The 12,420-nt window shown below is 43.0% G+C and carries 11 protein-coding genes; 6 read left to right on the top strand and 5 right to left on the bottom strand.

All coding sequences use genetic code 11. The features are described from left to right. Window positions 1-66 precede the first annotated feature (66 nt). The 6 genes from ACYQ2L_RS12475 to rodA are packed head-to-tail and all read left to right on the top strand — an operon-like array spanning window position 67 to window position 6,609. Window positions 67-1,011: a tetratricopeptide repeat protein gene (locus ACYQ2L_RS12475; RefSeq protein WP_460056186.1), complete on the top strand. Its 945-nt coding sequence runs from the start codon at window positions 67-69 to the stop codon at window positions 1,009-1,011. A 44-nt stretch (window positions 1,012-1,055) separates the two neighbouring features. Beyond that, window positions 1,056-2,078 (top strand): rod shape-determining protein, encoded by a 1,023-nt coding sequence (locus ACYQ2L_RS12470; protein WP_460056183.1) that lies wholly within the window; start codon window positions 1,056-1,058, stop codon window positions 2,076-2,078. After that, a complete protein-coding gene (mreC, locus tag ACYQ2L_RS12465; protein ID WP_460056181.1) occupies window positions 2,044-2,925 on the top strand; it encodes a rod shape-determining protein MreC in 882 nt (293 codons plus the stop codon). The genes ACYQ2L_RS12470 and mreC overlap by 35 nt, the downstream gene beginning before the upstream one ends. Continuing rightward, on the top strand, window positions 2,918-3,415 hold the full coding sequence (gene mreD, locus ACYQ2L_RS12460) for a rod shape-determining protein MreD (RefSeq protein ID WP_460056179.1): 498 nt from the start codon (window positions 2,918-2,920) through the stop codon (window positions 3,413-3,415). Before mreC ends, mreD begins: the two co-directional genes overlap by 8 nt. Next, window positions 3,412-5,274 carry a penicillin-binding protein 2 gene (gene mrdA, locus ACYQ2L_RS12455; protein ID WP_460056176.1) on the top strand — a complete coding sequence of 621 codons (1,863 nt, stop codon included), beginning with the start codon at window positions 3,412-3,414 and terminating at the stop codon, window positions 5,272-5,274. Before mreD ends, mrdA begins: the two co-directional genes overlap by 4 nt. 9 nt (window positions 5,275-5,283) lie before the next feature. Then, on the top strand, window positions 5,284-6,609 hold the full coding sequence (gene rodA / locus ACYQ2L_RS12450) for a rod shape-determining protein RodA (RefSeq protein ID WP_460056173.1): 1,326 nt from the start codon (window positions 5,284-5,286) through the stop codon (window positions 6,607-6,609). Between the two features lie 166 nt (window positions 6,610-6,775). Here rodA and ACYQ2L_RS12445 read toward each other — a convergent pair whose 3' ends face one another. From ACYQ2L_RS12445 to ACYQ2L_RS12425, 5 genes are read right to left on the bottom strand one after another with little or no spacing between them, the layout of a single operon-like run. Further along, window positions 6,776-7,060 carry a hypothetical protein gene (locus ACYQ2L_RS12445; RefSeq protein ID WP_460056171.1) on the bottom strand — a complete coding sequence of 95 codons (285 nt, stop codon included), beginning with the start codon at window positions 7,058-7,060 and terminating at the stop codon, window positions 6,776-6,778. A gap of 17 nt (window positions 7,061-7,077) precedes the next feature. Then, window positions 7,078-7,803 (bottom strand): hypothetical protein, encoded by a 726-nt coding sequence (locus tag ACYQ2L_RS12440; RefSeq protein WP_460056168.1) that lies wholly within the window; start codon window positions 7,801-7,803, stop codon window positions 7,078-7,080. Next, window positions 7,790-10,150, bottom strand: a complete 2,361-nt coding sequence (locus ACYQ2L_RS12435) for a CHASE2 domain-containing protein (protein ID WP_460056166.1) — start codon at window positions 10,148-10,150, stop codon at window positions 7,790-7,792. Before ACYQ2L_RS12435 ends, ACYQ2L_RS12440 begins: the two co-directional genes overlap by 14 nt. 34 nt (window positions 10,151-10,184) lie before the next feature. After that, window positions 10,185-10,895, bottom strand: coding sequence for a tetratricopeptide repeat protein (locus ACYQ2L_RS12430; protein ID WP_460056163.1), 711 nt, complete (start codon window positions 10,893-10,895; stop codon window positions 10,185-10,187). Window positions 10,896-10,908: 13 nt separating this feature from the next. After that, the gene (locus ACYQ2L_RS12425) at window positions 10,909-12,411 is read right to left on the bottom strand and encodes a sigma-54-dependent Fis family transcriptional regulator (RefSeq protein WP_460056160.1); all 1,503 of its coding nucleotides are present in this window, start codon (window positions 12,409-12,411) and stop codon (window positions 10,909-10,911) included. Window positions 12,412-12,420: the final 9 nt, after the last annotated feature.

Genomic DNA, 12,420 nt, shown 5'->3' with positions numbered 1-12,420 from the left:
TATATTGCAGTTATTTTTATATATTGACTTTTTTATGTTGTTGACATCTAATGAGGCGTGGAATCAATGGGTTTTCTACAGAAACAGTACAGTCGTAAATCAGAGAAATCCAGATTATTTTTGTGGATATTTCTGACACTTTCCATTGCTATCGCGCTATTCATCGTCTGGCTTATTCTTCAGGGAGCTACCTATTCGTTTAGTTCTTTCGGTTTGGGAAGAACCAAGGAAGCGCTTCTTGAACTATGGCATTCCGATGAGTTTGCTGAACTTTCACAAAAATCTTCTGATCTGCTTAATGAGCAGCCAGTTGATCCTGATTTGCTTATTCTGCATGGTTTTTCTTCGTTCTATGCGGGGATTGAAGAACCAGATACTGAAATAAAATATAACCTGTTTCTCGATTCAGTTTTTTCACTCAGAAAGGCATTGATTGTTTCTTCTGAGCAGTATCACCCTGAAATACACTATGTTTTAGGCAAGGCTTATTTTCATCTTGGAAACTTCTATTACGACGCCTCACTATTCAGTCTTAGCCGGGCTTATGAAGCTGGCTACTATAATTCAGATATCTATGAATACATCGGACTGGCTAACCGGCATTTACGAAAGCTTGATGATGCTGTATTCTGGCTTGAGAAAGCATTGAGTAATCGTTTCAGTCCGGTTATCAGTCTGAGTCTTGCTGAGGTTCTTTTTGAAATCGGTGATTATGATGAAGCTCGAAATTATGCGATAGTATCAGCAGAGGAAGCTGGTGATATGGGCCTTGCCAGTGATGCATTACTGCTTGCAGGCCGCTCTCTGATTGAGCAGGAGCAGTTTCTGGCAGCTGAATCTCACTTCAAGGAATTAATTGAAGGAGATAAAGGTACTGCTGATGCCAGATACTGGCTTGGTGAAACGTATTTCAGGAATGGGGATCCTATTCAGGCAAGGGCTGAGTGGAGAGAGGCTGTTCGCATTGACCCGTCTCACGCACTGTCGGTAAGCCGATTACAGCAACCTTGAGAACCTGTAGAACAATATAGCGATTGAAGCGAAATGAGGAAAAAATGAGTGCATTTTCAACAGATATAGGAATAGATTTGGGTACCTGCAACACCCTGATTTATGTAAGAGGAAAAGGAATAATGGCTAACGAGCCATCAGTTGTCGCCGTAGAACGTGGAACCAAGCGGGTCGTTGCCGTAGGTAACGAAGCAAAACGAATGCTGTGGAGGACCCCTGGGGACATTATTGCAATACGTCCATTGAGAGATGGTGTGATTGCTGATCTTGAAACTACGGAAAAAATGATTCGCTATTTCATTTCGAAAGTTATTCCCAGAAGATGGTTTGTGAAACCAAGAATGGTTATTGGAGTTCCTTCCTGCATAACTGAGGTTGAGAGAAGAGCTGTTGAAGAGAGTGCATATAAAGCCGGTGCTCGGGAAGTAAAAGTAATAGAAGAGTCTTTAGCCTCCGCCATTGGTGCTAATATTCCGATTTTCGAACCCGCTGGTCACATGGTTTGTGATATTGGTGGGGGTACAAGTGAAATTTCAGTAATTTCGCTCGGTGGTATGGTTGTCAGTAACTCTATCCGTCTGGGTGGTGATGAGTTTGACGAATCTATTATTAAGTATGTCAGATCCGTGCATAATCTTATCATCGGGGAGCAAACCGCCGAAAATCTTAAAATGACAATCGGTAATGCTACACCTGACAGTAAGCTTGAAAAAATGGAGATAAAAGGAACCGATGCTATTACAGGTCTTCCAAGGAGGCTTGAGGTTGACAGTGTCGAAGTTCGCGAGTCCATACAGGAACCGATTACTGCAATTATTGAGGAAATAAAGCGGACCCTTGGACAAACACCACCTGAGCTTGCTGCTGATATTGTCGAACGGGGCATTGTAATGACCGGTGGCGGTTCATTACTTAAAGGTCTTGATACACTTATTACTCATGAAACAGGAGTTCCTGCATTTAAGGCAGAAGACCCACTGAATTGTGTTGCTATGGGTGCAGGAATGTATTTCAGTTATCTGCGCGGTGCAAATGCGAACAGAAGCATATACAACACACTCAAGTAGAAAAACGCTTATTACAGCTGTAATCCTGCTGTCTGTTGGAATTCTTTCCTTGACATTCAGTAGGGACAATGCTCAAACAGGGCTCCAGTATGGAGCTCTGACTGTATTGGGAAGCTTTCAACGCGGTGCTGCTGGTATCGGTCAGTTCTTCTCCGGGACTGTTACTTCGATCCGGGAGCTAGGTGAACTTCGTGAACAGTATGACCTGCTCGCAGCACGCCTCAATGAAATGGAAGAAAATGTCAGCGATATTGAAGAGCTTTATATTGAAAATCTGCGCCTCAAGGAGGCAATGGAATTCTCTTCAAATACCTCCATGCTTAATATTCCGGCACAGATCATAGCCAAAGACCCCGGTAATTTCTTTGCTACAATTACAGTCAACAAGGGTTCTGTTCATGGAGTCAGACAAGGAGATCCAGTTATTGCGATCCAGGATGGAAACAAGGGTCTTGTCGGCAGAGTAATTCTGGTAGCCAACAGAACATCTATGGTTCAGCCAATGTTTGATTCGCGTTCACATGTCGCCTCCAGGCTTCAAAGCAGCAGGTATGAGGGGCTGGTCAGTGGTACAGGTCGAATTGACAGGTTGCTGGAAATGCAGTTTGTACCACAACGAGCTTTCTCTGATATTCATAAAGGTGATCTCATTATTACATCCGGTATGAGTCAGGCATATCCGCCGGGTATTCAGATCGGTACAGTAAACGAAGTAAGTATAATTCCGTATGAAACAAGCTTGTCGATTACGCTGGAGTCAATAATAGATTTCAGCAGGATCGAATTGGTCTATATTCTCACCAAAGATGTGTCTGTCGAAATTGATAGTGAGGAAGAAAATGGCTAGAATTATTCGGAATATTCTTGGGATTTCTATAATTGTATTTATTAATTCTACATGGTTTGCTGTTTTTCCGGTTAAACCTGATCTGGTTCTGATATTAATAGTTTGGCTTTCACTGAAACAAGGTCCATTTCCCGGAGAAGTTTCAGGTTTTTGTATTGGGTTTGTAGAGGATATTCTGAGTTTATCTCCATTAGGGTTTCATATGACAGCCCGCACAATTATAGGCTTGAGTCTTGGATCTATTCGTGAATATATCGGTGTAGACAGGATAGTGGTTCCTCTTTCTTTTACAGCTGCTGCATATTTACTTCAATCACTTTGGTTGATTATTATAATCAGGATTTTTTCTATTGAAGTGATTCATTCACCACTATTCAGTATGACTGCTGTTTATTCTTTTCTGCTTACGGTAGTTACTGCACCAGTTGTTTTTCTTGCAGCGGACGTGATTTCAATTAAAGTAATGCAGCTTAAGGACAGGATCATATGATCAGCTCGGTAGATCGAGCCAATTCACCTCTTACCAGCAAGACCAGGGTTGTGGTTCTTGCCGTCATTATGACTTTATGCGTATTACTGTACACCTTTCATCTGTTTTCGATGCAGGTAGTGGATCAATATATTTATCTTTCCAGGGCGGAGCTCACAACACGAAGAAGTTCACCCATTCCAGCAAAACGTGGCGAGATATATGACCGACATTATTCAAATCCCGTTGCTGCAAATACTATGGCATTTGCGGTTGATTTTACTCCTGCCGATGCTCCAAACAGAGACATACCGGACATATTGTCCCGTGTTTCAGAAATAATATCCGTGCCGCTTGAACAACTGCAGAGACGTGTACCTATCCGGGCTTATAACTCTTTTTCTTCAATCGAGTTAGCTGGAAATATCGAATATGAGAAAATAGTACATCTTTCTGAAAATCTTAATGAATTACCCGGAGTTAACTTCTACACTCGTCCTGTGCGTTATTATCCGGATGGATCCAATCTGGCCCATATATTGGGATTTGTAGGTGAGATAACACCGGAAGAATTACAGGTGCTTTTTAATCGCGGATATGCTGCTAACTCGTTAATCGGTAAATCAGGGATTGAGAGGCAATATGATAGCTGGATGCAGGGGCAGGACGGCAGAAGATATAGAAGGGTAGATGCACAGGGTCGACAGGTGCAGGATGATAGTATTCAGGATGTTCCGCCAAGACTGGGACATGATCTGGTTCTGTCAATAGACAGTAAAATTCAGGATCTGGTAGTGAAAGCATTAGGTCCACGCGTTGGTGCTGCAGTCGTATTGAGACCTCATAATGGAGAAATCCTTGCGATGGCATCTTATCCTAGTTTTGATCCTAATCTGTTTATTGGACGTGATTCCAACCAGGTGATTGCGCAGCTATCCAGAGATCAGAGGGCACCTTTCATAAACCGCGTCGTGCAAGCCTCCGGGGCTCCTGCGAGTACAGTTAAAATACTTTTAACTGCTGCAGTCATTGAAGAAAATGCGATGCGTCCGGATGAAACGATTAATACCAGGCTTTTCTATGAAATCGGTAATAGACGTGTGGGTGAATGGGGCCTTAGTTACCGCGTAACGGGATTCGGACCGCTTGCACTACATGAAGGATTAGCTAATAGTTCCAATTTCTTTTTTGCTACTGTGGGTCATGATATTCTTGGTACGGATACGGTGATGAAATATTATCGTGATTTTGGCCTGGGAATCCCGACAGGAATTGATCTTCCGGTAGAGACTGCGGGACTTATGCCGAGCAGAGAATGGAAACAACGAGTGGTAGGGGAGCCTTGGGTAGGTGGTGATACAGTGAATCTTTCGCTTGGACAGGGTTTTGTTGAAGCTACACCACTTCAAATTGCCAATGCCGTTTCTCTTATAGTAAATAATGGTACTGTGTATCGACCGCATATTCTAAAGGAAATCAGAGATCAGGAGACCGGAGAAATAATTGAATCGGTTACCCCCAATATTCTTCGTACAGTTAATTACTCCGATGAAACCTTCAGACGTACTCAAGAAGCTATGCGATATGTGATTACTGATGGAACAGCGAACGCTGTTATTACGACCAGAGCAGTCAAGGTAGCCGGCAAAACCGGTACAGCTGAAGTTGGTCGTGAAGAAAACTGGCATTCATGGTTTGCAGCATACGGTCCCTATGAAGCAGAAAATCCTGAAGATCAGGTGGTTGTTGTGGTATGGGTTGATGCAGAAAATGACTGGGAGTGGTGGGCGCCGAAAGCCTCTGATCTGATTTTTCATGGTATATTTTCTGACATGACGTATGAGGAAACAATTCGCGATTTGCGGCCCTGGTATTTATAAGAGGATTTAATGAGACGCTTTTTTTTTGATTCCAGTAATAATTTCTCGGTAGATATTCTGTTGCTGTTATCAACATTATCTTTATGTGTAATCGGTGTAATGTTCATATATTCCAGTAGTGTAACTGCGACAGGAGAATTACGATCACAGGAATATCTAAGGCAGATTATCTGGCTTATACCAGGAATTTTTATGCTGGCTACAGTCATGTTTATAGATTACCGTTATTACCGGGACATCGCTTTATATCTGTTTATCGCCGCTATAATTGCATTATTGGTTACCCGCTTTTTCGGTCAGGTTGTATATGGTGGTCGAAGGTGGTTAGGTATTGGCGGAATAGGATTTCAGCCGTCCGAGTTTACAAAAATCGCATATATAATATTCCTGGCATCTGTAGTTGCCAGAAACAGAATCAATCTAAGTAAACCATTGTTTTTATTTCTTCTGTTGTTGGTAACTATGATACCTGTTGGTTTGATTCTTGTTCAGCCAGATCTTGGAACAGCAATGGTATTTATTCCAATATTCGTTACAGTGATTTTTGTGTCAGGTGGAAATATCTGGTTCATCCTGATTTTTGTCTCCGGTATACTATCGGCCATATTTTTTGCATTACTACCTGCCTGGATGCAGTTTGTTCAGCAACGGGAAATTCCAATAATAATGATGCTGCAGGATAGAAACAGCGTTATTTTCCTGACTACTGGTATTTATCTTGTTGCGGTATTCTCATCAATAGGATGGTTCTGGCTTAAGAAGCGATGGTTTATTGCAGGTAGTCTTGTAGGTATAATTCTTGGAACCGGGATCCTTGGCGGATATGTGGCTGGATATGTCCTGCGAGATTATCAAATGATGCGTCTTGTTGTTTTTATGAATCCTAACATTGATCCACGAGGTGCTGGTTGGAATATTATTCAATCCCTGACAGCCGTTGGATCAGGGGGATTCAGTGGTAAAGGTTTTTTGCTGGGCACACATAGTCATTACCAATACATACCTCAACAAACTACAGACTTCATTTTTTCAATTGTAGCAGAGGAATGGGGATTTGTAGGGTCGGTTTTCATTTTCGGTCTGTATCTCACTATTTTCTTTCGCGGACTCGCTATTATGAGAAAAGCAAAAGATGCATTCGGAGCATACATTTGTGCTGGTGTGACTGGAATGATATTCTTTCATTTTATGATAAACATCGGAATGGCAATTGGCTTGATGCCGATTACCGGATTACCATTGTTCTTTCTTTCGTATGGCGGTAGCTCCCTGTGGACAGGGTTAATAGCAATTGGACTGCTTCAAAGCGTATATAAACATCGATATTCATTTTAAGACATTTCTGATGCGAGGAGGAAATTGCACACAATTTTGCAATTTCCTCTATATTAATCGAATGCCATTCTAGTAGACAGAATATTAATTATAAGAAGTAAAATGAATTGCCGGGAAACCTTGATTTTAGCGTTAACTGTTATCTTGAAACGAGTTATGATGCTTTTTAGTCATCATTGTGCGTGAGTACTCTATTGAATATCCAGAGACTCAGGATTCCGGAAATCAATGGCGGATAGATGTTAACGTTCTGCAGGGATGATAGTGCATCAAAAAACTGTTGAAATGCTGTGTATACTGTACCACCGATAGAAACCGAGATAAGAGAAATCAGGAACACCGGTACTATATGATTGCGCATATGCTTAGGGTTGATAATCGAGACAGCAACCGTAATAAAAAGACTGATAGCCAGATAAATAAGCGTGGCCATTACATATTGGTTCATCATAATTCTTCTCCCGTACTTTACTGGTTTATTATGCGAATGCTTTGCTCAAACAGAGTCTCGGGTGTCTGAGATGGTTCTGCCGGTGGACTGAAAACCGGCTGTATTGGAGGAATCAGACCCCAGGCAACGATCAGGAAACCAAGATGCAGTGTAATTTCATTTCCCTCATGGTTTACTATTTTCTGCCTTACTTCGGATGATATTCTATAGCTATCTATAACTGATCGGTTGATGTCGCTATTCAGAGGAATTACCTGCGTAACCCCGGCCAGATTCTGCTGTTGTCCCAGTCTCAAGGGTTCACCTTCACCTAGTTGATCCAGGCTCCCTGCTCTATAAACGGTAATACGGGACTCGTTGTCAATTCCTGTCTGGAAATAACGGTGCGTATTTAGCTGCCACGTAATACCTGGTTGTTGGCTGGGTGAATCTACCTGACGTGCCGAATAAAAATGTCTGCCGTTCAAATTGCTTCGGCTGACAGGATTGTTCTGAAAATGACTTACATCAGTTGAGAAAGTGTTTTTATTGTCCTCGTGATACCATTTGTAGTACAGCTCGTATCCGAATGAGCCTACCTCCGCCTGCGTCTGGTGTTCATAGGTGAAGATTAAATCCTGGTGTGACTCCCCTTCCAGTATACGACTGGGCGGTATGAGACTTGGCTGATTCTGAGGGAGGCCGCAGGAAATTATACAAAGTCCGAATAACAGCGCAAGTACTTTCAGTTTAATCAAGTACATCGACAAGTTCATAAATCAATACCGGCCTGTTCTTTCCTTTAACCCTGATATTATCGAGTTCGCGGGCAACGACTTTGTCTTTCACAAGACCATAGGTATATTCGCTGATGATAATTTCTGTTTTATACTGCTTGTTGGTTCCTTCGAGTCGGGCGCCAAGATTGACATTGTCACCCATAAGTGTGTAGTTCATACGCCCCAGCGAACCCATATTTCCTACAGTCATGACTCCCGAATTTATACCAATTCCGATACTGATTCTTTTTTCTACGGGCCAACCCTCATTAAGTTCATTTAGTGCATGCATCTGCTTGACTGCACATCGGCAGGCCTGAATTGCATGATCTTCCTGAGGCAGGGGTGCACCCCAAAAACACATAATCTCGTCTCCAACGTACTTATCCAGTGTTCCCTTGAATTCCAGAATAATATCTGTCATGGCAGTCAGGTAGAGGTTGAGATGGTTAACCAGTTCCTGCGGTGTCATCGACTCCGATAAGGTAGTAAAACCACGGATATCTGAGAACATCACTGTGATTTCCTTATCTACACCACCAAGCTCGGGAGGATTTTCCAGGATCTGGTTAACAACCTGTGGACTTACATATCTACCGAACATATCGCGTATCCTGCGCTTGTCTTTTTCTTCGGTCATGACACGGTATACGACAATCGATATAAAGGTCAGAAAAATGCCAATTGCCGGAGCAGCGAAATCAATTATGTAGTGATTCTGGTTGAAAATAAACGTCGTTGCAATAAATAAACCAAAAATCACGAGGACGGTATATAGCAATGCCCATAAGGTTGGCAGACGTGAGCTGATAAATGCTGTTAACAGTATAAAAAATGCAAGCGCCGTCAAATTCAGCCAGAATGGCGCATAATGAATGAAACGGTTCATAAGTATTGTGTTCAAGGCATTTGCATGCATCTCAACACCGTACATCAGTCCCAGTGGGGTGTTTTTTTCGTCATCGGCCATTCCGGAGGCAAAGGCACCGACCATAATAATTTTATTTTCTACAGCCATTGTTCTGGGCCATGTATAGGGATCAGGACTTGTAACACGAGATGCATAACCAGCGTATGAGCGGACAGGAAAAGTCTCTCTGCCGGGTACTGAGCGTCCTCCTGCAAAGTTTACCATCATCTCACCATGGTGGTTAATCGGGATTTGTATGCTTTCCAGGATCTCGTACTCGGCTTCCCTGGTAAGTACACCATTTCGACTATACACGGGCGGCCTGATGAGCGCATTGTAAGGTTCCCACGCTGCGCTGCTGGTATTAAAGACCTGTGGATTATGCAGGGTTATCTGTTTTCCCAGCTCAACTTCTATATCTTCAACTGAAAGATTGAAATACTCCAGAGCCAGAGATAAGGTTATGGAAGGGATAAAATGATCTTTATAGTGTCGTATAAGGTAGGTGTTGTTGCCATCTGCATCTACATGCTGAGGAGCATATCTGTCCAGATCAATTTTGAGTTCGGCTAAAAATTGATCTGTCAACGGATATTCAACTGTATGCTGATTTCCAGCTCTGTCGTGCCACGCAAGTCTTTCAAAATTTGAGATGTCTATGGGTCGGGTAAGCCCTGCTTCCAGTTCCTCAAGCGTGTATGTCGCGATCAGTTCCACCGAACGGGCTATCAGAGGCTGTCTACGAAAAATTGAATCAGGATCTGCAATAAAATTCGCATGCCCGAACCCCTTCACAGAAGCCCCGTATGGCATTAGCGGTGCGTCGACTCCAAGAAATGGCGGCATCTCCAGATGATCACCCTCTATGTTTCTGATTATCCCCTGTCGGTCAATCAGCTGCCGTTGTCTGGCAAAGGCAATCTCACGATCCTGCTCCCGAGGCATTGCATCGGTTAGAATTGATTCAAGGAAAACCCTGTCATTCTGTCTCATGCTGTGAACAAGCATGGCATCATCAGTAGGATTCTGAGCCGGCTCATTGAAGAAAATATCCAGGAACAAGGCTCGTTCCCTTGCATTCTGATCCTGGATTCTGGCGAAGTTGTTCACCAGATTTCCATGGATTCTTCTCGGAAATGGCCAGCTTCCCAATCGATTCAGGGCATTTGTATCAATACCTACAATCAGGATGTCGGGGTGCACGTCATAATTCCGCTGCTGGAAGCTCACACCTTCCTGAAGGGTTCTTTCTCTACTGTACACTTCACGTAATCTGAAGCGGACATCGATTATCACCCTCTCCATGCTCTCAGTAAAAGAAAATACCTGCAGGAGAATGACCAGTAGCATAACCAGTGCCGCAATTATAAAGGCAAAATATCTGGTCGAAAAAATCTTCTGATGAATTCCTTTGACTGCCATTGGCACATCCTCCTGTATCTTGTCGAACTCTGAATCAGTCCGCGTATCTTAGTGCTATGATACGATTATTTGCGAGCTGGTTCCACTCACTTCTCGGGAAATCTTCATTAATTCTTTCATACCACATGAGTGCAGTCTGTATATCTGTGTTTTCATGCAGTCTTCCAAGTGAAAACATTGCTCTTGCACTTTCTGCTGCATCAGATCCGAAGGACTGAACTACATAATTATACATTTCAATTGCTTCATCAGTCTGATTGATCTGCTCATATGCAGCAGCACTGTTCATGGCTGCCACAGGTGCAAGGTGGCTGTTGATTCTATGTGCTGCCTGACTGAAAAGTTCGGCTGCTTCCTGATATTCTTCTTCGGTATATCGAATCTGTGCATAAAGAAATACAGAGAGATCTGCAGCATAGGTCCTGCTGAACGATTCCCTGGCTTCTGAATAATGACCATGAAAAACATCAAATGCACTTTCCTTGTTGTCATCACTGGCCTGCAGCCAATCAAAATAGCTCTGCTCAAGTTGCTCGATCAGTCTGGATGCTGCATCAATCCTGTTCTGCTGTATCGACTGATATGCGAAACCAGCTATGATTAAAAGCAGTAATACGGCGACTGCTCCGACCAGTACATATTTGAATCTGTCTACAAGATTCATGGCTATTTCGGCTGGATTGCGTGATGTTCGTGTCTCACCGGTTGCTGCCTTCCTGAGTGAAGGACCTTTTTTCATCTTCATAATATTCCACCTGTCATCGAGTTATTTCCAGCTCCTTCATGAGCCGGCTTAAATATGTTCTTTGAATTTCAAGTTTCTGTGCTGCTGCAGTCTGATTCCAGCTGCATGAGCGCAGTGTACTCTCAATAAAGTGTTTCTTGAATAGGTTAACTGCCTGTTTCAGGCTTTGGTTCCCGTATTGCGTACCATTATCCATTGGATAGCTGGATAAAAGCAAGTCCTGTGGGAGAATTATTGTTGAATTACTCAATACAACAGCCCGCTCTATTGCATTCTGCAATTCACGTACATTTCCTGGCCAGGTATAGGATAATATCGCATCCATAGCCTCAGAGGAAAAACCTGTAATAGTTTTTTTAATATCCCTATTATACTTTGCAAGGAAAAAATCTGCCAGAGCAGGAATATCTTCTTTCCTGTCCCGGAGAGGTGGTATTTCTATAGGCAGTACGTTCAGTCGATAATATAGATCGGCTCTGAATGTTCCATTCTGGACAGCCGACTCAAGATCCTTGTTTGAAGCAGCTATTATTCTGACATCTACATGTACTGGTTCTACTCCGCCTACTTTTTCAAATACCTTGTGTTGTATAACTCTCAGCATTTTAGCCTGTACAGACAGCGGAATTTCACTTATTTCATCGAGAAAGATGGTTCCTCCATCAGCAAGCTCGAATTTACCTCTTCTATCGGCATGAGCATCTGTATATGCACCTTTGACATGGCCGAATAATTCGCTTTCTACTAATGCATCAGGCATGGCCGCACAATTGAGACGTATAAAAGGAAGTTCTGCCCTGTTGCTCTGAAGATGAATCTGCTCAGCGATAAGTTCTTTACCTACACCGCTTTCTCCAATAATCAGGACAGAAGAATCTGTAGGTGCTATTTTCCGCAGCAGTTCAAGTCTCTGCAGCATGAGGCGGCTTTCTGCGATTAGCTCCTTACCAGCTCCCAGTATTCCATTTGCTCCTTGTGCAGCAAGGTTTTTGGCTTTAATCAGAGATCTCGAATTCTGTATAGCAAGCGCCGCCTGGTTTGCAAATGTCTCGACCCAGAACAGGTCTTCGTTATTGAAATGTGAACCGTCTTTTTTATTAATTATTTCTACTACACCGACACAGGTGTTTTTCATTCGCATGGGCACAGCCAGAATTGACTGCGTACTGAATCCAATCTGTTTACTTATATTTCGGAAAAAACGTGGATCGTCATCTACATCATTAACTATAAGGCTGCGGTTGTTTTCGGCCACCCAACCTGCAATACCTTCCCCGGGGTTCAGAGAGAATCTCTGGACCTCAGGTCCTTTTGAGCCAAGAGCAACTTCAAAGTATAGTTTGCCGTTTTCTGGATGGATGAGAAGTAATGAAGCAGCTTCCCCATCCGCCAGACGATTTGCGGATTCTACAATCCGGTTCAACAGGGCGGATGGGTTGCTGTAGTCTGAATTGATCAGCTGGTTTATCTCCACAAAGGTTTCAAAACGTCCCTGATCAATTTGAGAAAGGCTCATAACCCCTCG

This window comes from Spirochaeta dissipatitropha, assembly GCF_054657935.1.
This window is presented reverse-complemented; position numbering and strand designations above follow the sequence as displayed.

What these genes read in the sequence shown, in the direction of transcription:
- ACYQ2L_RS12475 (WP_460056186.1), top strand. Translation starts at nt 67, where the DNA reads ATGGGTTTTCTACAGAAACAGTACAGTCGTAAATCAGAGAAATCCAGA.
- ACYQ2L_RS12470 (WP_460056183.1), top strand. Translation starts at nt 1,056, where the DNA reads ATGAGTGCATTTTCAACAGATATAGGAATAGATTTGGGTACCTGCAAC.
- mreC (WP_460056181.1), top strand. Translation starts at nt 2,044, where the DNA reads ATGCGAACAGAAGCATATACAACACACTCAAGTAGAAAAACGCTTATT.
- mreD (WP_460056179.1), top strand. Translation starts at nt 2,918, where the DNA reads ATGGCTAGAATTATTCGGAATATTCTTGGGATTTCTATAATTGTATTT.
- mrdA (WP_460056176.1), top strand. Translation starts at nt 3,412, where the DNA reads ATGATCAGCTCGGTAGATCGAGCCAATTCACCTCTTACCAGCAAGACC.
- rodA (WP_460056173.1), top strand. Translation starts at nt 5,284, where the DNA reads ATGAGACGCTTTTTTTTTGATTCCAGTAATAATTTCTCGGTAGATATT.
- ACYQ2L_RS12445 (WP_460056171.1), bottom strand. Translation starts at nt 7,060, where the DNA reads ATGATGAACCAATATGTAATGGCCACGCTTATTTATCTGGCTATCAGT.
- ACYQ2L_RS12440 (WP_460056168.1), bottom strand. Translation starts at nt 7,803, where the DNA reads ATGTACTTGATTAAACTGAAAGTACTTGCGCTGTTATTCGGACTTTGT.
- ACYQ2L_RS12435 (WP_460056166.1), bottom strand. Translation starts at nt 10,150, where the DNA reads ATGGCAGTCAAAGGAATTCATCAGAAGATTTTTTCGACCAGATATTTT.
- ACYQ2L_RS12430 (WP_460056163.1), bottom strand. Translation starts at nt 10,895, where the DNA reads ATGAAGATGAAAAAAGGTCCTTCACTCAGGAAGGCAGCAACCGGTGAG.
- ACYQ2L_RS12425 (WP_460056160.1), bottom strand. Translation starts at nt 12,411, where the DNA reads ATGAGCCTTTCTCAAATTGATCAGGGACGTTTTGAAACCTTTGTGGAG.